The sequence below is a fragment of the Streptomyces sp. NPDC055243 genome (genome assembly GCF_044544025.1).
GTDB lineage: Bacteria > Actinomycetota > Actinomycetes > Streptomycetales > Streptomycetaceae > Streptomyces.
In genome coordinates this window covers 164,081-184,952 of sequence record NZ_JBITWR010000006.1, presented here as the reverse complement: position 1 = coordinate 184,952, position 20,872 = coordinate 164,081, and the positions used below count along the sequence as shown (strand labels likewise).

At 70.4% G+C, this 20,872-nt stretch carries 17 protein-coding genes; 11 read left to right on the top strand and 6 right to left on the bottom strand.

What is annotated here, in order from left to right:
- Nucleotides 1-323: 323 nt before the first annotated feature.
- From ACIGXX_RS19490 to ACIGXX_RS19460, 7 genes are all read left to right on the top strand, one after another.
- Nucleotides 324-1,637 (top strand): extracellular solute-binding protein, encoded by a 1,314-nt coding sequence (locus tag ACIGXX_RS19490; RefSeq protein ID WP_366461979.1) that lies wholly within the window; start codon nucleotides 324-326, stop codon nucleotides 1,635-1,637.
- Nucleotides 1,638-1,642: 5 nt separating this feature from the next.
- Complete coding sequence (locus ACIGXX_RS19485; protein WP_351164659.1) at nucleotides 1,643-2,647, top strand: sugar ABC transporter permease; 1,005 nt, start codon at nucleotides 1,643-1,645, stop codon at nucleotides 2,645-2,647.
- Nucleotides 2,644-3,567, top strand: coding sequence for a carbohydrate ABC transporter permease (locus tag ACIGXX_RS19480; RefSeq protein WP_383822511.1), 924 nt, complete (start codon nucleotides 2,644-2,646; stop codon nucleotides 3,565-3,567). The genes ACIGXX_RS19485 and ACIGXX_RS19480 overlap by 4 nt, the downstream gene beginning before the upstream one ends.
- 144 nt (nucleotides 3,568-3,711) lie before the next feature.
- A complete protein-coding gene (locus ACIGXX_RS19475; RefSeq protein ID WP_399977148.1) occupies nucleotides 3,712-5,133 on the top strand; it encodes a GH1 family beta-glucosidase in 1,422 nt (473 codons plus the stop codon).
- Between the two features lie 105 nt (nucleotides 5,134-5,238).
- Nucleotides 5,239-6,918: an aspartate-alanine antiporter gene (gene aspT / locus ACIGXX_RS19470; protein ID WP_361470613.1), complete on the top strand. Its 1,680-nt coding sequence runs from the start codon at nucleotides 5,239-5,241 to the stop codon at nucleotides 6,916-6,918.
- A gap of 23 nt (nucleotides 6,919-6,941) precedes the next feature.
- The gene (aspT, locus tag ACIGXX_RS19465; RefSeq protein WP_351164662.1) at nucleotides 6,942-8,645 is read left to right on the top strand and encodes an aspartate-alanine antiporter; all 1,704 of its coding nucleotides are present in this window, start codon (nucleotides 6,942-6,944) and stop codon (nucleotides 8,643-8,645) included.
- Nucleotides 8,646-8,680: 35 nt separating this feature from the next.
- Nucleotides 8,681-10,330: a bifunctional aspartate transaminase/aspartate 4-decarboxylase gene (locus ACIGXX_RS19460; protein WP_351164663.1), complete on the top strand. Its 1,650-nt coding sequence runs from the start codon at nucleotides 8,681-8,683 to the stop codon at nucleotides 10,328-10,330.
- Between the two features lie 86 nt (nucleotides 10,331-10,416).
- Here the strand turns inward: ACIGXX_RS19460 and ACIGXX_RS19455 are convergent, their stop codons facing one another.
- From ACIGXX_RS19455 to ACIGXX_RS19445, 3 genes are all read right to left on the bottom strand, one after another.
- Nucleotides 10,417-11,460 carry a chitinase gene (locus tag ACIGXX_RS19455; RefSeq protein WP_399977143.1) on the bottom strand — a complete coding sequence of 348 codons (1,044 nt, stop codon included), beginning with the start codon at nucleotides 11,458-11,460 and terminating at the stop codon, nucleotides 10,417-10,419.
- Nucleotides 11,461-11,643: 183 nt separating this feature from the next.
- Complete coding sequence (locus ACIGXX_RS19450; protein WP_361470616.1) at nucleotides 11,644-13,029, bottom strand: HAMP domain-containing sensor histidine kinase; 1,386 nt, start codon at nucleotides 13,027-13,029, stop codon at nucleotides 11,644-11,646.
- Nucleotides 13,026-13,715: a response regulator transcription factor gene (locus ACIGXX_RS19445; protein ID WP_351164666.1), complete on the bottom strand. Its 690-nt coding sequence runs from the start codon at nucleotides 13,713-13,715 to the stop codon at nucleotides 13,026-13,028. Before ACIGXX_RS19445 ends, ACIGXX_RS19450 begins: the two co-directional genes overlap by 4 nt.
- A gap of 87 nt (nucleotides 13,716-13,802) precedes the next feature.
- Between ACIGXX_RS19445 and ACIGXX_RS19440 the strand changes: the two genes are divergently transcribed.
- Complete coding sequence (locus ACIGXX_RS19440) at nucleotides 13,803-14,333, top strand: hypothetical protein (RefSeq protein ID WP_351164667.1); 531 nt, start codon at nucleotides 13,803-13,805, stop codon at nucleotides 14,331-14,333.
- 21 nt (nucleotides 14,334-14,354) lie between these two features.
- On the opposite strand, the gene ACIGXX_RS19435 is transcribed toward ACIGXX_RS19440, so the two are convergent.
- Nucleotides 14,355-15,215, bottom strand: coding sequence for a fused MFS/spermidine synthase (locus ACIGXX_RS19435; RefSeq protein ID WP_351164668.1), 861 nt, complete (start codon nucleotides 15,213-15,215; stop codon nucleotides 14,355-14,357).
- Between the two features lie 66 nt (nucleotides 15,216-15,281).
- Nucleotides 15,282-15,758 (bottom strand): hypothetical protein, encoded by a 477-nt coding sequence (locus ACIGXX_RS19430; protein WP_383822692.1) that lies wholly within the window; start codon nucleotides 15,756-15,758, stop codon nucleotides 15,282-15,284.
- Nucleotides 15,759-16,028: 270 nt separating this feature from the next.
- Between ACIGXX_RS19430 and ACIGXX_RS19425 the strand changes: the two genes are divergently transcribed.
- On the top strand, nucleotides 16,029-17,477 hold the full coding sequence (locus ACIGXX_RS19425; protein WP_351164670.1) for a tetratricopeptide repeat protein: 1,449 nt from the start codon (nucleotides 16,029-16,031) through the stop codon (nucleotides 17,475-17,477).
- A 21-nt stretch (nucleotides 17,478-17,498) separates the two neighbouring features.
- On the opposite strand, the gene ACIGXX_RS19420 is transcribed toward ACIGXX_RS19425, so the two are convergent.
- Complete coding sequence (locus tag ACIGXX_RS19420) at nucleotides 17,499-18,092, bottom strand: histidine phosphatase family protein (protein WP_351164672.1); 594 nt, start codon at nucleotides 18,090-18,092, stop codon at nucleotides 17,499-17,501.
- 265 nt (nucleotides 18,093-18,357) lie between these two features.
- Here ACIGXX_RS19420 and ACIGXX_RS19415 point away from each other — a divergent pair, with 265 nt between their 5' ends.
- Together ACIGXX_RS19415 and ACIGXX_RS19410 are read left to right on the top strand one after the other, a co-directional pair.
- On the top strand, nucleotides 18,358-19,365 hold the full coding sequence (locus ACIGXX_RS19415; protein WP_351164674.1) for a phosphatase PAP2 family protein: 1,008 nt from the start codon (nucleotides 18,358-18,360) through the stop codon (nucleotides 19,363-19,365).
- Nucleotides 19,316-20,500 carry a hypothetical protein gene (locus ACIGXX_RS19410; RefSeq protein WP_351164809.1) on the top strand — a complete coding sequence of 395 codons (1,185 nt, stop codon included), beginning with the start codon at nucleotides 19,316-19,318 and terminating at the stop codon, nucleotides 20,498-20,500. Before ACIGXX_RS19415 ends, ACIGXX_RS19410 begins: the two co-directional genes overlap by 50 nt.
- Nucleotides 20,501-20,872: the final 372 nt, after the last annotated feature.

The following is a 20,872-nucleotide window of genomic DNA, read 5'->3' as shown; positions in this document are numbered from 1 at the left end:
TCCGCCTCCCGTCGCACTTCCCCCGGCGAGGAATGTAGAGGAATGTAACAGCCTGATCATTGCCGGGCGGATGGGCCGGACACCCGAGCGCCCTCGCGGCAGTCCGAGTAACAGCCCGATAACTGAAGACATATCTCGCTGTCCGGTCCCTTGACACCCCCGCTCCCAGCCACGACTCTTCAACTCATCACTTGTGGGAGCGCTCCCACACTACCTGACACGTACACATCCCGCACGTTCCCCACCCGCGCCGAAGCGTCAATCAACGGGGCAAGCAGTGCAGTTGGCCGGGGGGTCGGCACGTCAGGCAACAGGAGGACGCAATGCGCACGAGTTCCCGCCGGCCCGGACGGCTGGTGGCCTTCGCGGCCGTGACCGCGCTGGCCACAAGCCTGCTGGCCGGTTGTTCCAGCGACGACGAGAGCGGCTCGGAGGGCGGCGACGGCAAGGTCACGCTCAATGTCGGCACGTTCGGTGTGCTGGGCCTGAAGCAGGCAGGTCTCTACGACGAGTACGAGAAGTCGCACCCGAACATCAAGATCAAAGAAAACGTCATCGAGCGGAACGACGCCTACTACCCCAAGCTCCTCACCCAGCTCCAGTCCGGCGCCGGAGTGAACGACGTCGCGGCCATAGAGGTCAGCAACATCACCGAGGTCGTGCAGACCCAGGGCGCCAAGTTCGAGGACCTGAGCAAGGCCGAGGGCGTGGACAAGGCCACGTACCTCGACTGGAAGTGGAAGCAGGCCACGACCGAGGACGGCAAGACGGTCGGCCTCGGCGTCGACATCGGCCCGACGGCGCTGTGTTACCGCAAGGACCTCTTCGAGAAGGCCGGTCTGCCCACCGACCGCGAGGAGCTCGCCAAGGCCTGGGCCGGCGACTGGGACAAGTACGTCGAGCTCGGCAAGAAGTACATGGAGAAGGCGCCCAAGGGCACCAAGTTCGTGGACTCCGCCTCCAGTGTCTACAACGCCGTCTTCGCCGGTGCGAAAGAGCGGTACTACGACAAGGGCGGCAAGGAGATCTACGAGGACAGCCAGGGCCGCAAGGACGCCTGGGACGCGGCGATGAAGGTCGCGCAGGGCGACATGTCCTCCAAGCTCAAGCAGTTCGACCCGACGTGGGACCAGGGCTTCGCCAACGCCAAGTTCGCCACCGTGGCCTGCCCCGCGTGGATGGCCGGCTACATCCAGGAGAAGACGGGCCCGGAGGGCAAGGGCCAGTGGGACATGGCCAAGGCGCCCACGGACGGCAACTGGGGAGGAACGTTCCTGGGCGTGCCGAGCGCGGGCAAGCACAAGAAGGAGGCGACCGAGCTCGCCGTCTGGCTGACCCAGCCCGAGCAGCTCGCGAAGGTCTTCGCCAAGCAGGCCAGCTTCCCGTCCACCCCGTCGGTCTACGACTCGCTGAAGCCGTCGGCCGAGACGAAGGCGTACTTCAACGACGCGCCCATCACGGAGACCTTCGCCGGTATCGCGAAGAACACCCCCGCGGCCGTCTACGGCGTCAAGGACGCCCAGATCGGCCAGTCCATCACGGACATCGGTGTGCTCCAGGTGGAGCAACAGGGCAAGTCTCCGGCGGAGGGCTGGAAGGCCGCTCAGGAGGAGATCAAGGATGTTCTGGGACAGTGACGCGCATGTCCGAGACCGCTGAGTACGCCGAGACCGCGTCCCCCGGTGAGGGGGACGCGGCCCCGGCCGCGTCCGGGAGCCGCAAGGCCTCCCCCACGTCCTCGTGGCGCAGCCGCCTGTACCGCTGGGACATAAAGGCGTCGCCGTACGTCTTCGTCGCCCCGTTCTTCCTCTTCTTCGGCGCCTTCGGCCTCTTCCCGCTGCTCTACACCGGCTGGGCGTCGCTGCACCGCCTGGAGCTGACCAACCTCGACGACAGCACGTGGCTGGGCCTGGAGAACTACACCAACCTGCTGCAGAGCGACTACTTCTGGAACGCGCTCGGCAACACCTTCACCATCGGCATCATCTCCACCGTCCCCCAGCTCGCCGTCGCCCTCGGCATCGCGCACCTGCTCAACTACAAACTGCGCGGCTCCACCCTGTGGCGCGTCGCGATGCTCGCTCCGTACGCCACGTCGGTGGCGAGCGCCTCGCTGGTCTTCACGCTGCTGTTCGCCTGGGACGGCGGCATGGTCAACTGGATCATCGGGTCCGTCGGCATCGACCCCGTCAACTGGCGTGAATCGTCGTGGGGTTCGCAGTTCGCGGTGTCCTCGATCGTCATCTGGCGGTGGACCGGTTACAACGCGCTGATCTATCTGGCGGCGATGCAGGCCGTGCCGCACGACCTGTACGAGTCGGCATCGCTGGACGGCGCTTCGCGCTGGCAGCAGTTCCGGCACGTGACCATCCCGATGCTGCGGCCGACGATCCTGTTCACGGTGGTCGTCTCCACCATCGGGGCGACCCAGCTCTTCGGTGAGCCGCTGCTGTTCGGCGGCACGTCCGGATCCAAGGGCGGCGCCGACCACCAGTTCCAGACGCTGGGTCTCTATCTGTACGACCAGGGCTGGATCAACGGCCACCTGGGCCGGGCCTCGGCCGTCGCCTGGCTGATGCTCGTGATCCTGCTGCTCATCGCCGCGGTCAATCTGCTGATCGCCCGACGTCTGAGGAAGGCCCAATGAAGTCCGGCACCATGGGCCCGACGACCGACCTCGCCACAGGCCCGAAGGCAGACCTCGTCAAGAGCCCGAAGACAGGCCGCCCGCTGGGTCTGAAGGCCGGTCGCACGATGCACGCGGGGCCCGTGACCTACCTCGTCCTCACCCTGTTCACGGCCGTCTCGCTGGCGCCGCTGATCTGGACGGCGATCGCGGCGTCGCGCACGAGCGGGCGGCTCGCCCAGACACCGCCGCCCCTGTGGTTCGGCGGGAACCTCTTCAAGAACCTGGAGCGGGCCTGGACGGAGGCGAGCCTGGGCGACGCGATGCTCAACACCACGATCGTGGCGGGCAGCATCACCATCGGCACCGTCCTGTTCTCCACGATCGCCGGATTCGCCTTCGCCAAGCTGAAGTTCAAGTTCAGCGGTCTGCTGCTCCTGCTGACCATCGGCACGATGATGGTGCCGCCGCAGCTGAGTGTCGTACCGCTCTATCTGTGGATCGCCGACCTGCAGTGGACCAATCAGCTCCAGGCGGTGATCCTGCCGACGTTCGTGAGCGCCTTCGGGGTGTTCTTCATGCGGCAGTACCTGCTGCAGGCGCTGCCGAGCGAGCTCATCGAGGCGGCTCGGATGGACGGGGCGAGCAGCCTGCGGATCATCTGGCACGTGGTGTTCCCCGCGGCGCGGCCCGCGATGGCGGTCCTCGGCCTGCTGACGTTCGTCATGGCCTGGAACGACTTCCTCTGGCCGATCATCGCGCTCAACCAGTCGAACCCCACCGTGCAGGTGGCGCTCAACTCGCTCGGCACGGGCTACATCCCCGACCGTGCGGTGATCATGGCGGGCGCCCTGCTCGGCACGCTGCCGCTGCTCCTGGCGTTCATCCTCTTCGGCAAGCAGATCGTGAGCGGCATCATGCAGGGCGCCGTCAAGGGCTGAGGGCGCGCTTCTCTCCCTCTGCCGTACGTGCCCCTCTCCCGCCAGGGCCGGGCCGCCGCCACTCCGCCGGCCCTGGCGACCCGCCCTCTCTCCCTCTCCCTCTCTCTTCCTTTTCCTCTTCCCCCCTTCCATGGGAGCGCTTCCATGCCTGAATCCCTCGCCTTTCCGGCCGACTTCCTCTGGGGCGCGGCCACCTCCGCGTACCAGATCGAGGGCGCCGTACGCGAAGACGGCCGCACCCCCTCCATCTGGGACACCTTCAGCCACACGCCCGGCAGGACCGCCGACGGCGACACCGGTGACGTGGCCGTCGAGCACTACCACCGCTACCGCGACGACGTGGCACTCATGGCGGACCTCGGTCTGAACGCCTACCGCTTCTCCGTCTCCTGGTCGCGGGTGCAGCCCACCGGACGCGGCCCCGCCGTCCAGCGCGGGCTCGACTTCTACCGGCGGCTGGTCGACGAACTGCTCGGCAAGGGCATCAAGCCCGCCCTGACCCTCTACCACTGGGACCTGCCGCAGGAGCTGGAGGACGCGGGCGGCTGGCCGGCGCGGGAGACCGCCTACCGGTTCGCCGAGTACGCGGGCTTCGTCGCCGAGGCGCTCGGTGACCGCGTCGAGTCCTGGATCACGCTCAACGAACCGTGGTGCAGCGCCTTTTTGGGCTACGGCTCGGGCGTGCACGCCCCCGGCCGCACCGATCCGGCGGCGGCCCTGCAGGCCGCGCACCACCTCAACCTCGCGCACGGCCTGGGCATGCAGGCGCTGCGGGCCGCTCTGCCCGCCCGCGCCCGTGTGGCGGTGAGCCTCAACTCCTCGGTGGTCAGGGCGGTTTCGGACAGCCCCGAGGACATGGACGCCCGCCGCCGCATCGACAACCTCGCCAACGGCGTCTTCCACGGGCCGATGCTGCACGGCGCCTATCCGGCGGACCTGCTCACCGACACCGCCCGGATCACCGACTGGTCCTTCGTGCACGACGGCGACCTGGCCGCCGCGCACCAGCCGCTGGACGCGCTCGGCCTGAACTACTACACGCCCGCCCTCGTCTCGGCCGCGCAGGACGACGCGGGCAACCCGCGCAACGACGGGCACGGCGCCAGCGAGCACTCCCCGTGGCCCGGGTCCGACGACGTGGCCTTCCACCAGACGCCGGGCGACCGCACCGAGATGGGCTGGACGATCGACCCGACGGGGCTGCACGAGCTGATCATGCGCTACTCCCGGGAGGCGCCGGGCCTGCCGCTGTACGTCACCGAGAACGGCGCGGCCTACGACGACAAGCCCGACGCGGACGGCCGCGTCCACGACCCGGAGCGCATCGCCTACCTGCACGGACACTTGGCCGCCGTGCGCCGGGCCATCACGGACGGTGCCGACGTCCGGGGCTACTACCTCTGGTCCCTCATGGACAACTTCGAATGGTCGTACGGCTACGGCAAGCGCTTCGGCGCGGTCTACGTCGACTACGAGACGCAGGCCCGCGTCCCCAAGTCCAGCGCCCACTGGTACGCGGCGGTCGCGGCAGCCGGTGAGCTGCCGCGCGAGGGTGCCGTGAGCTGACCCGCCCCTGCCGTACCCCCGAGGAGCCGAGTGGCACCCCGCCACTCGGCTCCTTAAGTTGCCCATATGCCACATATCGCAATAGATCAGGCGCGGTGAGCGCCGGTGGGCGTACTCCGTGACCACCCCGAGTTCGCGCTGTTCATCTGCCTCGCCCTGGGCTACCTCGTGGGCAAGGTGCGCGTCGGCCCCATCACGCTCGGCGGCATCTGCGGCACCTTGATCGTCTCGCTGCTGCTCGGCGCCTGGGCCAAGGTCGTCGTCTCCGACGACGTCAAGACGATCTTCTTCGCGCTGTTCATCTTCGCCCTCGGCTATCTCGCGGGCCCGCAGTTCTTCTCCAACCTCAACCGCGAGAGCCTGCGCTTCTTCGCGCTCTGCGGGATCGAGCTCGTCTGCGTCCTGGGCATCGCCCTCGGCCTCGCCAAGGCCTTCGACCTGGACGTCGGCACCGCGTCGGGCATCCTGGCGGGCGCGGCCACCGAGTCGGCCGTCGTCGGTACGGCGACCGAGGCCATCGGCAAGCTCGACGGGCTCACCCCGGACCAGATCACCCAGTACCAGGGGCACGTCGCCACCGCGTACACGGTCTGCTACCTCTTCGGCCTGATCACCATCGTGCTCTACACCAGCCAGATCATGCCGATGATGCTGCGCATCAACCTGCGGGACGCCTCGCGCGAGCTGTGGGAGAAGATGCGCGGCGCGGGCGGCGGCCTGGAGTCCGACGAGCGCGCGGCGCTGCCCGGCATGGTCGGCCGCACCTTCCTGGTGACCGACGCGGACGGCCGCACGGTCGGCGATCTGGAGGCCGAGGTCGGCGGGCGCGCCACCGTCGAGGCCGTCAAACGCGGCAGCAAGGCCCTGACGCCCTCCCCCGGTCTCGCCCTGACCCTCTCCGACCTGGTCCTGGTGGTCGGGCAGCGGGCCAACACCATCGAGGCCGGACGCCTGATCGGCCCCGAGACCCCCGGCATCCCCGGCGTCGACACCCCGCTGGCCACCGCCCAGGTCGCCGTCACCGAGAAGGCGTCGGACGGCCTGAGCGTGGACGAGCTGGAGCGCGCCCATCCCGAGTTCGTCAAGGACGGCGTGTACGTCACCGACGTACTGCGCGGTGATCAGCATCTGCCCGCGGCCGGCACCACCACCGTGCGCCGCGGTGACGTGCTCACCCTGGTAGGCGCGCGCTCCGGCCTGAACAAGCTGGTCGCGAGGATCGGCGCGGTCGTCAAGAACGACGCCACCGACTTCATCTACCTGGGTCTGGGCATCGCGGCGGGTTCCCTGCTCGGGCAGGTCGTCGTGCACTTCGGCGACGTGCCCATGTCGCTCGGCACGGGCGGCGGCTGTCTGATCTCCGGGCTGCTCTTCGGGTGGTTCCGCTCCCGCAAGCAGACCTTCGGGGCGTTCCCGCCGCAGGCCGCCAACACCCTCAAGGACATGGGTCTGGCGATCTTCATCGCCTGCACGGGGCTCGTCTCGGGGCCGCAGGCCTGGCCGCTGCTCAAGGAGTACGGGGTGCTGCTTCCGTTCGCCGGGATCGCGATGGTCCTCGTGCCCGCGACGATCTCGCTCGTCGTCGGCCGCAAGCTCCTGAAGATCGAGAAACCGCTCCTCATCGGCGCCATCGCGGGCCAGCAGTGTTCGACCCCGGCGATCACCTCCGTCACCCAGGTGGCCCAGAGCTCGGTCCCGCTGCTCGGCTACACGATCACGTACGCCCTCTCGAACTTCCTGCTCCCTCTGACCGGGCCGATCCTCGTCGGCGTACTCGGCGCCTGAGCGGCGCGTCCGGAGCGTAGAGAATGATCGACTTCCTCAACCGGAACATCTTCCAGCCCCACCCCGAGCTGCTCGTCTTCATCACCGTCGCGATCGGCTTCCTCTTCGGGAAGGTGCGCTATCGGGCCATCGGACTCGGCGCGGTCACCGGCTGTCTCATCGCGGGGCTGCTGCTCGGGGCGCAGTTCAAGGTCGAGATCGACGGAACGGTGAAGAACCTCTTCTTCACGATGTTCCTCTTCGCCCTCGGCTACAAGGTCGGCCCGCAGTTCTTCCGCGGCCTGAAGAAGGACGGCCTTCCACAGGTGCTCAACGCGGTCGTGGTCTGCGTGACCGGCCTGCTCGTCTGCTGGGGCTTCGCCGCGATGCTCGGCTACGGTCCCGGGCTCTCGGCGGGACTGCTCGGCGGGGCGCTCACCCAGTCCGCCGTCATCGGTGTCGCGGGCGACGCGATCTCCAACCTGCCGGGGCTCAGCTCCGCGCAGGTCAAGAGCGAGTCGAACCTGGTCGCCATCGGGTACGCCGTGACCTATCCGCTCGGCACGATCCTGTGCGCGATGCTGCTGGCCAACGTCCTGCCCCGGCTCTACCGCCGTGATCTCGCGGCCGAATCAGCGGCCCTGGCAGCGGAGTTGGACGCACCGGGCGACAACCCCGACCTGGCCGAGGGCTACTACGAGGTCGTCCTGCGCGCCTACACCATCCAGCGCCCCGACCTCGCCGGCCGCACCATCGAGGACTTCGAGAACCAGCAGCGCGAGCTGGGCCGCCGGGTCTACATCACGCGCGTACGCAGAGAGGGGGACATCCTCGACCACGACCAGCGGACCGCGCTGCGCGAGGGCGATGTCGTCGCGCTGAGCGCGCTGCGCGGCTCGCTCGTCGAGTTCGATCCCCGTACGCACATCGGCGCCGAGACCGACGACGTCGAACTCCTCGGCTACCAGACCGAGTCGCTGCACGTCGTGGCCTCCGAGAAGGCCCAGCTCGGCCGGACGATCGGTGACCTGCGGCAGGAGCCGTTCATGGTCGGCGTCTACGTCGACAAGCTGTACCGCTCCGGCTCCGAGTTCCCCTACCGCCTCTCCACGAAGCTGGAGCGCGGCGACACCCTGATCCTCACCGGCCCCAAACGCCTGGTGGACCCGGCGGGCAAGGAGATCGGCAAACCCGTGCCGACGTCCTTCGCCACCGACATGATCTGGGTGGGCCTTGGCATCTTCCTCGGCGGCTGCATCGGCATCCCGGCACTCACCGCGGGCGGCGTGCCCATCTCGCTCTCCACGTCCGGCGGCGCGCTCATCATGGGCCTGGTCTTCGGGTGGATCCGCGGCAAGTACCCGACGTACGGGAACGTCCCGCCCGGCGCCCAGTGGTTCATGGACACGCTCGGGCTCTGCCTCTTCGTCGCGGTCGTCGGCATCAACGCCGGGCCGAGCTTCACCTCCGGTCTGTCGACCGCGGGCTGGGGCCTCCTGCTGTTCGGCGCGATCGCCACGGTGATCCCGCTGATCGTCGGCTTCCTCTTCGGGCACTACGTCCAGAAGATCCGCTTCCCGATCCTGATGGGGGTCCTCGCGGGCGGCCAGACGACCACCGCGGCGATCGGCGCGATCAACGAAACGTCCAGGTCCCAGATCCCGACGCTCGGCTACACGATTCCGTACGCCGTCGGCAACGTGCTCCTGACCATCTGGGGCGCCGTCATCGTCCTGCTCCACCACTGATCCCGTCGATCCCGTCCGCATGTGAGGAACGAGCCGTGCCCAAGACCACCTTCACCCGCGAGGAAATCCAGTCGTTCGCCCAGCTCAGCCCCTTCGAGCTGAAGGACAAGTTCATCCAGATCGCCCAGGCGGTGCAGGCCGACAAGCCGGGCCAGAAGGAGAAGTCCATCCCGCAGATGCTCAACGCGGGCCGCGGCAACCCGAACTGGATCGCCACTGGTCCCCGCGAGGCCTTCTACGCGCTCGGCTACTTCGCCCTCTCCGAGTCCCGCCGCGTCTGGACCGCCGACGACCTGGGCGGCATGCCGGAGAAGGCGGGATCGGGCGACCGCTTCGACACCTTCGTACGCCGGCACCCGGACCTGCCCGGCATCGAGCTGCTCCAGAAGTGCGTCGAGTACGCCGTCGAGCGCTTCGGCTTCGACCGGGACGACTTCGTCCACGAGCTGACGGACAGCTCGGTGGGCGACAACTACCCCGTCCCGGACCGGATGCTGAAGCACGCCGAGCAGATCGTGCGCGGGTACATCGCCGACGAGATGTTCGACAAGAAGCCGCCGTCCGACAACCTCTCGCTCTTCGCCACCGAGGGCGGCACGGCCGCGATGTGCTACATCTTCGACTCGCTCATGAAGAACGGCATCCTGCACAAGGGCGACAAGATCGCCCTGATGGTGCCGGTGTTCACGCCGTACATCGAGATCCCCGAGCTCGACACGTACGAGTTCGACGTGACGTACGTCCAGGCCAGCAAGTTCGCCGAGGCGGGCGTGCGGGAGTGGCGCTACCCCGAGGAGGAGGTGGCGAAGCTCGCGGACCCCGCCATCAAGATGGTGTGCCTGGTCAATCCGTCCAACCCGCCCTCGCTCGCGCTCAGTCAGCGGGTCGCGGACCAGATCAAGCAGATCGTCGCCACGTCGAACCCGAACCTGCTGATCGTGACGGACGACGTGTACGGCACGTTCGTCGAGGGCTTCCGCTCGATCGCCGCCGACCTGCCGCGCAACACGTTGCTCGTCTACTCGTACTCCAAGCACTACGGCGCCACCGGCTGGCGGCTCGGCGTCATCGGACTGCACGACGACAACGTCATCGACGAGCTGATCGCGGCGCTGCCGCAGGCCGAGAAGGACCGGCTCGCCAAGCGGTACGGGACGCTGACCCTGGAACCGGAGAAGATCAGGTTCATCGACCGGCTCGTCGCCGACTCGCGCCAGGTGGCGCTGAACCACACCTCGGGGCTCTCGCTCCCCCAGCAGATGGTGATGGTCCTGTTCTCCCTCTTCGACATGTTGGAGGAGGGGCAGGCGTACAAGCTACGAATCCGCGCGATCGTGCGGCAGCGGCTGCAACTCCTCCTGGAGGGCGCCGAGATGAAGATCTCGGACGACCCCAAGCGGGCCGGCTACTACATCGAGCTCGATCTGCTGGCCGAGGCCGAACGCGTCCACGGCAAGGACTTCGCCGACTTCCTGGAGAAGAACTACGAGCCGGTCGACCCACTGTTCCGTCTCGCCGAGCAGACGCATGTGGTGCTCCTGAACGGGGGCGGATTCGAGGGCCCCGAGTGGTCGGTGCGGGTGTCGCTGGCCAACCTGGACGACCTCGACTACCTGAAGATCGGCCATCACCTGCGGGCGATCTTCAACGACTACGCGTCGGAGTGGCAGGCGAGCAAGGCCTGAGCACGAGTGGCGCCCCGACCGGGTGGGGGGATGCCGGTCGAGGCGCCGTAGGGGGGTGGCAGTCAGGGGGTGGAGCTGCTGAGGTGCTACTTGTAGGCGGCGAATGCCTTGGTGAAGGCGAGCGGCTCCTGCTCGATGGAGGAACAGGTCGGCTGCGCACCGTTGTTGGCGCCGCCCTCACAGGCCTTGTCACGGGTCGACGACCACATGGCGAGCCAGCCGATGCCCTTCTCCTCGGCGAACTTCACCAGCTGCGTGGCGTCGTCGACCTTGAAGATCTCGGTGGTGACGTCGTTCACGCCGATCATCGGGGTGACCGCGACGGCCTTCCAGGCGGCCTCGTCGGACAGGTCGAGCGCGCCCTTGATCTGCTTCTGCGTGGCGGTCGCCGCGTCGATGGCGTACTGGCCCATGTCGCCGCTGTAGGACGGTCCGTAGTCCATCGCCATGATGTTGACGGCGGAGACCTTCACGCCGTTCTTCTTGGCGTCGGCGACGAGGTCGACGCCCGGCTGGGTCAGGCCCTCGGGCATGACCGGCAGCGTGAACGAGACGTCCAGGCCCTCGTGGTCCTTCTGCAGCTGCGCGATGGCCTGCGCGCGGCGGGTGTTGGCGGCGGTGTCGGGCAGCGCGGCGCCCTCGATGTCGAAGTCGACCTTCGTCAGCTCGTACTTGTCTATGACCTTGCCGTACGCCTTGGCCAGCGCGTCGGCGCTGTCGCACTTGAGGCCCAGCTCCGAGCCCGCCGCGCCGCCGAAGGACACGCGTACGTCGCCGCCCTTGGCCCGCAGGTCCCCGATCTGCGAGGCGACCTTGTCGTCGTCGAGCCCGGTGATGCCGCCCCACAGGGGCTCGCAGCTGCCGCCGGAGGTGATGAAGGCGAGGGTGAACTCCTTGACGCCGGTCTTCTCGGCGGTGTCGACGAGGTCGTACGCGGGGGCGAGCGACGTGTCCACGAACGGGGCGAACTTGGCGGCGCCCGCGGCCTTGGCGGTGTCCTCGGCGGGAGCCTTGGTCGCCAGGGCCGTCCCGGAGAAGGCGAAGGCTCCGCCCCCGACGAGGGCGGCGGCCGCGAGCCCTCCCATGACCTTGGACCTGGTGCTCACCGTGCGCCGATGCGTGCTGCTCATCGCGTGCCTGCCTTAGCTGTGCGGGGGGTGGGGGTGCGTGCAGCACGTTAGCCCCGCGAGGGCGCGACATCGCGGGCAATTGGGGCTCTGCACTGGATCTTAGGGCGGGCTTAAGGGAGCGATCGGGACCGGTTAAAGGTCGGCCTCGGGTATGGGACGCGGAGCTCTCCGGCCACCCGCAGGTCAACCCGCGGTCGCCCGCTTGCGGCGGCGTACGGACCCTCCGTGCCCACGGCCCCCGGCCACGGGCCGGCGGCCGTCCAGCTGGATCCAGATGCGGACCTCCGTGCCGCCGAGCACGGAGCGCCCGATGCGGACGTCGCCGCCCGTGGACTCCGCCAGCTGCCGCACGATGTCCAGGCCGAGCCCCGTGGACCCGTCGGCCCCCGAGCCCGCGCCCCGCGCCAGCGCGGCCTCGGGATCGGCGATGCCGTCGCCCGAGTCCGAGACGAGGACGATCACCGCGTCCTCACCGCTGTGCACGTCCACCGCGAACGCCGTCCCCTCCCGCGTGTGCCGGAAGACGTTGCCCAGCAACGCGTCCAGGGAGGCGACCAGTTCGGGCCGCGCCACCGGAATCCACACCGGCCGCTCCACCCCCGCGACCCGCACCTCGCGCCCCTCGTCCTCCGCGAGCGCCGACCAGAAGGCCATGCGCTCCTGGATCACCTCGGAGGCGTCGCAGCCCGCGCCGGGGCCGACCGCCGCGGTCTGCGGCTTGGCGTCGCGGGCGGTGCGGATGATCGTGTCGACCTCGCGCTCCAGCTTCTCCACCGCGATGCGGGTCTGCTCGGCCGCCGGACCGTCCCCCAGCGACGCCGCGTTGAGGCGAAGGACCGTCAGCGGAGTGCGCAGGCGGTGCGACAGGTCGGCCGCCAACTCCCTTTCGTTCGCCAGGAGTTGGACCACTTGGTCGGCCATGGAATTGAACGCCACCGCGGCCAGGCGCAGCTCCGTCGGCCCCTCCGCCGGCACCCGCGCGCCCAGCTTCCCCTCACCGAGGGACTGCGCCGCGCCCACGAGGCGCTTGGCGGGCTGCACCATGCGTACGCCGAGCCGGTCCGCCACCGCCACGGACCCGATGATCAGCGCGACGCCGACCCCGGCGAGCACCAGCCACGCCGTGGTCACGCCGTTGCTGACCGCGCCCTCGGGCACGAAGATCTCGACCACGGCGATCTGGCCGGAGCTCAGCGCCGTCGGCTGGAGCAGCGCGAAGCCGCCGTCGACCGTCGCCGTCCGCGCCCGGCCCTCCTTGCGCGTGGTCTCCACCGCGTGCTCGTCGGCCCGCCGGTCGCCGATCTCCAGGGCGGGCGCCTTGTCGATGGCCGGTACGTACACCGCCATCCGCCCCTCGCCGCCCGCCTCGGACGTGGCGACGGCCCGCGTCAGCTGGTCGCGGTCGGTGGTGATGGAGAGCGTGGGGCCCATGCCTGCGGCGTGCCGCTCGGCGTTCGAGAAGGCCCTGTCCCGCGCCATCTCCTGGATGACGAGCCCGAGCGGTACCGCGAAGGCGACCACGACCATCGTCGTGACGGCCAGGCACACCTTGACCAGTGCCCACCTCACAGCGGTGGCTCCAGCTTGACGCCGACACCCCGCAGCGTGTGCAGGTAGCGCGGCCGCGCGGCCGTCTCGCCCAACTTCCTGCGCAGCCACGACAGATGCACGTCGATGGTCTGGTCGTCCCCGTAACTCTGCTGCCACACCTCGGCGAGCAGCTCCTTGCGGGGTACGACGACACCGGGGCGCCCGGCGAGGAAGGCCAGCAGGTCGAACTCGCGCCGGGTCAGATCGAGCCGCGCCCCGTCCAGCTCCGCCTGGCGGCGCAGCGGGTCGATGGCGAGCCCGCCGACCCGTATCTCCCGGCTCGGCGGCGCCTCGCCCGCCGATACGCGCGAGCGGCGCAGCACGGCGGCCATCCGGGCGGAGAGGTGCTCGACGGAGAAGGGCTTGGTGAGGTAGTCGTCGGCGCCGTCGTTCAGGAGCCTGACGATCTCGGTCTCGTCGTCACGCGCGGTGGCGATGATCACGGGTACGTCGGTGATCCCGCGCAGCATCTTCAATGCCTCGGAACCGTCCAGATCGGGCAGACCGAGGTCCAGGATCACCACGTCGAAACGGAAATGGGCCACTTCGCGCAGCGCCTCGAGGGCGGTGCCGACGCTGCGCACGGTGTGCGATGCCTCGGTCAGATGCCGGATGAGAGCGGAGCGTACGAACTGGTCATCCTCGACGACGAGCACACTTGCCATGGGCGGCACCGTACGCCATATGAGTGAGCCCGGTCCTCCTGGGAGACCGGCGACACCGGCGGGGCCAGTGGTGCAGTATGGCTCGCGATGCGCAGAGGACTCATACACGCAATGGCTTGGTCGCTCGCCACGGGCGCGGCGGTCACGCTCTCCTGGTGGGGTGTCCACACGGTCATGGCGGGCACCGCCTACGACCCGCCGCGCGCCGTTCCGCTGGCCGCCGACGGCGACCGCGCGGAGCCGCTCTCGTCCTCCACGCACCGTCCCGACCCGACGCCGACGCCCTCGCCGTCGAAGACGGACAAGCCCTCGAAGTCGCAGAAGCCCCCGGAGAGCAAGCCGTCGAAGACGAGGACGAGCAAGCCGAGCACCCCCTCGGCGCCCGCCTCCACCCCCGGCAACGTGAAGAGCTACTCCTCCGACGGCGGCCGGGTCGTCTTCGACCTCGGCAAGGAGTCCGCGACGCTGGTCTCGGCGACCCCGGCGGCCGGCTGGTCGGTGCAGGTGTGGAAGCAGGACACCTGGATTCGCGTGGAGTTCACGTCGGGCGCCGAGAAGGTCTCGGTGTTCTGCACGTGGCACGACCACGCGCCCGCCGTCGAGATCAACGAGTACTGACCGGGCGGTACAGGCACGTCCTCAGCGGAACACCGAGGGCGGCGGCGCGGGCGATGCCACCGCGCTCGCGTCCGTGACCGCCGCCGCTCCCCCGCTGAAGTCGATGAGCGCCCTGCCGTGCTCGACCCGCGCCGGATGCGAGTCGCCCGCGCTGCGCCGGGTCAGCTCGGCGATCGGCAGCGGCACGTCCGAGCCGACGAGCACCGCGTTGCCGAAGCGCTTGCCGCGCAGCACCGCCGGGTCGGCGATGAGGGCGAGCTCCGGGAAGAGCGTGGCGGCGGTGGCGAGCTGGCCGCGCAGATGCGCGAGCGGCGGCCCGTCGGCGAGGTTCGCCGCGTAGAGACCACCGGGCTTCAGGACCCTGCGTACGTCGCCGAGGAACTCGGCGCTGGTGAGGTGGGCGGGGGTGCGGGCGCCGCTGAAGACATCGGCGATGACGAGGTCGGCCCAGCCGTCCGCGATCTTCGCGAGCCCCTCGCGGGCGTCGGTGCCGCGCACGCGCACCCGCGCCTGCGGGTCCAGCGGCAGCTCGCGGCGCACGAGTTGGATGAGCGCGGTGTCGCGCTCGATGACCTGCTGGGTGGAACGTGGCCGGGTCGCGGCTATGTAGCGGGCGAGGGTGAAGGCGCCGCCGCCGAGGTGCAGGGCCTGGACCGGCTTGCCGGCCGGCGCGACCAGGTCGGCGACGTGGCCGAGCCTGCGCTGGTACTCGAAGTCGAGATACGCCGGGTCGTCGAGGTCGACGTGGGACTGCGGGGCGCCGTCCACGAGCAGCGTCCACGCGCGCGCCCTGTCCCGGTCGGGCATCAGCTCGGCGAGCCCGCCGTCCACCTTCTCGACGACGGCTTGCGCCTCTTCCCGGGACCGCCTGTTCCTTGCCATCGGACCATTATCGGCGCACGGGGACGGCGCGGCCCGATGACCTTGGAGTACTGCCCCACCGCGGGCTCAGCGGCAGTTGTCGGCGGCCTCGATCGTGCGGGCCGCCTGGCCGAGCGCCGCGCGCAGAACGGCGGGGTCGGTGACCGGATCGGCCTCGTCGGGGGGCAGCAGCCAGCCGGTGCCCGCGACCGGGGGCGGCGGGGGCTCCGGCTCGGTGTGCGGGCGGGAGCCGCGGCGGAAGGTCTGCGTACACGCGCTGCCCGGCAGGTCCCAGGCATCCGCGGTGCCGGGCGGCACCAGGAAGCCGAGGGTGTCGCAGCCGTTGTCGTGCAGGACGGGGCCGACGGCGTCGCCCGCCCCGCGGCGCAGGATGTCGACCGCCTCCAGGCCCTGGCGGGCCGGGACGGTGACGAGGTCGCAGAAGCCGGGGGGCTCGGTGGGCCGGACGCCCTGCTGTGGTGGTGCGCTGTGGTCCGGGGTCGGCAGGTGCCGTGCCGTGCTCAACGACGCCCGCGATGCACCGTTCTCCACGCTGATCTCCAACAAGGGGACCCCTCCTCACAAGGGTGGAAGCCGCGTCGCTCCCTCTCCTCATGGTTCAACGCGGGACGGCGTCAACAGCTACGGCGGAATGCCGCCGCAAAGGATGGCACTTCATGGCAGATCATGGGTGAGATATCCGGTTTGTAGCCAAACTCCGCGTGCCGTCCCCATCACAGCGGGTACGTTCGTGCTCCGCCGGAACAGGGGCAGCATCGCCGGATCCACAGGATTCGGCGCACTCCGGCACGATCCGTACGAGAGGGTCAGGCCATGGCGTCGTCACCGATGGCATCGTCAACTCCGTCCCCACGACCGAACCTTCGCTTCCGTCACCTGCGCGGACAGCGCTCGCCGGGCGAGTTCGCCGCCGTGATCCGCCGGGCCGCTCGCGACATCGGGGAGCGCGTCAGCTGCGACGCCCGTTACATCGGACGCGTCGAGGCGGGCGAGATCCGCTGCCCCAACTACGCGTACGAGCGGGTGTTCCTGCACCTGTTTCCCGGCCGGACGCTGACGGACCTGGGGTTCGCACCCCGCTCCGCAGTGCGCGGACGGGGGGCGCGCGCCGGGTCCGGCGCGCCCGCCCCACACACCACGATCCAGCTGTATGAGTCTTCTCCGCCCGGGCCTTGTGGCCCCGAAGAGCACGAGTACGACCCGTACGAGATCCAGAGCCACGAGGAGAGCGACGTGCGGCGTCGCGCATTCATGAGCGGCACGGCCACCGTGGCCGCCGCCTCGATGGGGCCCTTCGGGCTGCTCGCCGCCCCGAACCCGGCCGAGGCCACCGCCCAGCGCGGCGGCAAGGCGGGCGAGGCCGAGGTGAGCGCGGTCGAGGAAGCCGTACGGAAGATCCGGCTGCTCGACGACCGGCACGGCGCCGACGGCCTCTACCGCCGCGCCGCCGCCCCGCTGCGGACCGCCTACGCCCTGCTCGACGCGGGCACCACCCGCCAGTCCACGGCGGACCGGCTGCACGCGGGCGCCGGTGAACTGGCCATCTCCGTGGGCTGGTTGGCGCACGACTCCGGCCGCTTCGACGACGCGCGCTCGCACTACGCGGAGGCGCTCGCGACGGCCCGGATGGCCTCCGATCCGGCCCTGGAGGCACACGCCTTCTGCAACACGGCGTTCCTGGCGCGCGACGCCGGACGGCCCCGGGAGGCGGTGCGGGCGTCCCAGGCGGCAACGCGCGCAGCCCGGCACCTCGCGTCGCCCCGGCTGCTCTCGCTCCTCGCGCTGCGCGAGGCCGGCGGCTGGGCGGGGCTCGGCGACCGGGCCGGCTGCGAGCAGTCGCTGACCCGCGCGCACGCCCTCTTCGACCGGGGCCCCTGTGACGCCGACCCGGAGTGGATGAGCTTCTACGGCCCGGCCGAGCTGGAGGGCCTTGAGGCGCAGTGCTGGTCGGCGCTCGGCGACTGGGGGCGTGCGGTGCGGCACGCGCGGCGCGCGGCGGGCGTGGCGTCGGCGCAGACCCCGCAGTTCACCCGGAACATCGCCCTGTACACCGCGGAGCTCGCCGACGACCTGGCCCGCGCAGGCCGCCCGGACGAGGCGGCGACGGCGGGCGTGCGGGTGATCGGGCTCCTGGACGAGGTGCAGTCATCGCGCATCCAGTCGATGCTCGCCACGACGGCCCGGGTGCTGCTTCCGCACCGGCGCGCCTCGGGGGTGTGCGGCTTCCTGGAGCAGCATGCTTCGTTGCCGCGGGCGGGATAGCCGCCCGTACGCCCTTGGCGGCTAGGCCAGGTGCCCGGTGTCGTTCCACGACTCGACGGCCGGTTCGCCGTAGGCCCAGCCGAGGGTGGAGATCGAGGTCGGGTTGAGGCGGATGCGGGCGGCGAAGTCGACGCCGAGGCCCAGCCAGCGTGCGCCGATGGACCGCAGGATGTGCCCGTGCGCGAAGACCAGGACGTCACGGTCCGCGCCGCGCGCCCAGGCCACCACCTCGTCCGCGCGGGCGGTGATCTGCTCCAGGGTCTCGCCCCCGGGGACGCCGTCGCGCCAGATGAACCAGCCGGGGCGTACGTCCTGGATCTCGGCCGGGGTCATCCCCTCGTAGGAGCCGTAGTCCCACTCCATGAGCGTGTCCCAGGGGGTGGCGCGGTCCCCGAAGCCGGCGATCTCGCAGGTCTCGCGCGCACGCGCGAGAGGGCTGGTGCGCACTTCGACGTCCGGGAGCCCGTCGAAGGGGGCGCGGTGCAGACGCTCGCCCAGGAGCTTCGCGCCGTCGCGGCCCTCTTCGAGGAGCGGGATGTCCGTCCTGCCGGTGTGCTTGCCGGACAGTGACCACTCCGTCTGTCCGTGCCGGGCCAGCAGGATGCGCGGTGCCATGTCGAGCCTTTCCCGAGCCGACGGTCGTCGTCATCGGTCGAGACCATCAGCTGTCATAGAGCGAATTCTGTGGACAGACAGCTGTCCGTACCTTCCATCATCACTCACGCGCCGGATCGCGATCACTGGTGCCCGCCAGGAGCAACCCGCTCGTCGATCTCTGCGTCTAAGACGACCGGGGACCGCCGCAGCGCGCTCTCGCGTACGCCGTAAAGTGAGGCGGCGGCGAACACCGCATGACCAAAGAGGATGGGGGACCGACCGGATGCCGCAGACCGACGCTCCGGGCACCGGGGGCATCAGCGGGCTTCGGCTTCGCTGGTGGACGGAACTGCCGCTGATCGTGCTGGTGTACGCCGCGTACTCGGCCGGCAGGCTGCTGGCGCGCGGCGACGTGTCCACCGCGGTCGACCACGGCCTCGGCATACTCCGCGTCGAGAAGTTCCTGCGCCTGAACGCCGAGAACCCGCTGAACCGTCTCTTCACCGACCACTCGTGGATAGGTGTCCCCGCCGACTTCTGGTACGCGTCGCTGCACTATCTGGTGACGCCCTTGATCCTCGTCTGGCTCTTCCGCAGCCGCGCGGTCCACTACCGCGCCGCACGCGCGTGGCTGATGACCTCCACCATGATCGGCCTGATCGGCTTCACGCTCCTGCCGACCTGCCCGCCCCGCCTGCTGAGCGAGGGCCACGGCTTCGTCGACACCATGGCGCAGTACAGCGACTTCGGCTGGTGGGGCGGCGAGGCGAGTGCGCCGCGCGGGCTCGGCGGCATGACCAACCAGTACGCGGCGATGCCGAGCCTGCACGTGGGGTGGGCGCTGTGGTGCGGGGTGATCCTGTGGCGTCACGGGCGTTCGCCGCTGGCCAGGGTCGCGGCGGTGGGCTATCCGCTGATCACCACGATCGTCGTGATGGGCACCGCGAACCACTACTTCCTCGACGCCGTCGCGGGCGCCGTCGTGATGGGCATCGGGCTGCTCCTGGCCCGGCCGGTGCTGCGGCTCGCGGACCGGGTGAAGGCCAGAATGGGTGTGCCGTTCGCGGCCGCGCGGCCGTCTTCGGGCATGGTGGCGAGGCCGAAGTCGCCGTCCGTCGTGGGCGTGGCCGCGGCCTCGTCAGCCCCAGAGTCCTCAATTGTCAGTGGCGGGTGCCAGACTTCGACAGGTGAGCGAATTCCCCGGCCGCGCAAGCGGCCCGCCGAGCCAGGCGCCGAGCCGAGTGCCCGACCCGCCGAAGCGGGGGACAGCACTCCGACAGCGGCTCGCTGAGCTGCGCGGACCGGACGTCCCCGCGCAGCCGCTCGACGCCCGCGCGCTGGCGGCCCTCGCCGCGAACCCGGGGTGCCGGCGGCGGGCACTGCTCGACGGGGCGGGCGTGGACAAGGCGACGCTCGCCCAGTCGCTCGGCTCCCCCGCCTCCTTCGGGCAGTCGCAGTTCGCGTTCATGCGGGGCAACGCCTTCGAGGCGAAGGTCAAGGCGGACGGCGGCGCGGAGCTGCTGCGTCTGGCGCACGGGCGGCTCGGGGGCGGACCCGAGCCGGTGCCGGGCGAGTCGTCGGTCCCGGACCTGACCGCGGTGGGCCCCGAGGGCCGCGCGGCCCGCACGTCCCTCGCCCTGCGCGAGGCGACGTCCACGGAGGGCTGGACCCTCCTGGACCACCCCATGCTGGCGCTCGACGTCGCCGGGACCCCCGCCTTCCTCGAACCGGACGCGGTGGTGATCCACCCCGACGGCACCTGGACGGTCGTGGAGATCAAGTCCTTCCCGATGATCGACGGTTCGGCGGACGCGGCGAAGGTGGGCGCCGCGGCGCGCCAGGCGGCGGTGTACGCACTGGCCCTCGAGCGGGTGGCCGCGCACCTGGACCCGGCGCCCCAGGTCCGCCATCACGTGCTCCTGGTCTGCCCCAAGGACTTCTCGAACCTCCCGACGGCGTCGGCGATCGACGTGCGCAAACAACTCTCGGTGACCAGGCGCCAATTGGCGCGCCTGACCCGCATCGAGGACATCGCGGCAGCGCTTCCGGAGGGCACGACGTTCGACGTGTCCCGCCCCGCCGCCGACCTGACGGCGGCGGTCGAATCGGTCCCGGCGACGTACGCCCCCGAGTGCCTGGCCGCCTGCGAACTGGCCTTCCACTGCCGCGAACGCTCCCGCGAAGAGGGCGCGGTGACGTCCCTGGGCCGCTCGCTGCGGGGCGAGCTGGGCGGTCTGACGACGGTCGCCGGGGTCCTGTCGGCGGCGAACGGCACATCGGGCGATCCCGCGGACCCGGCGGTGGCGGCACTGCGGCGGGCGGCGGCACTGCGCGCTGAGGCGTTGTCGGGCGTGGGCGCCTCGGGCGGGGAAGCGGCGCGCGTGGGCGCCTCGGGCGGGGAAGCGGCGGGGGGTACGCCGTGCTGACCGCGTATGCGACGCAGCTGCCCGGCGTGCTCCGCCGCGCTGTCTCGTACCGCCACGCTTTCCCGTACCGCCGCGCTCTCTCGAACCGCCGCGCTTTCCCGTACGGCCGCGCTCTCCCGTACAGCCACACCTTCCCGTACGGCCGCGTTCTCCCGTACCGCCGCGCTCTCCCGTACAGCCGCGCTCTCTCGAACCGCCACACCTTCCCGTACGGCCGCGCTGTCTCGTACGGCCGCGCTGTCTCGTACGGCCGTGCTGTCTCGTACGGCCGTGCTGTCTCGTACCGCCACGCTCTCCCGTACCGCCGCGCTCTCCCGTGCGCTGCGGCTGCATCTGGCTTCCCGACCGCCCACCCGTTCCGGAGCTTTCCGG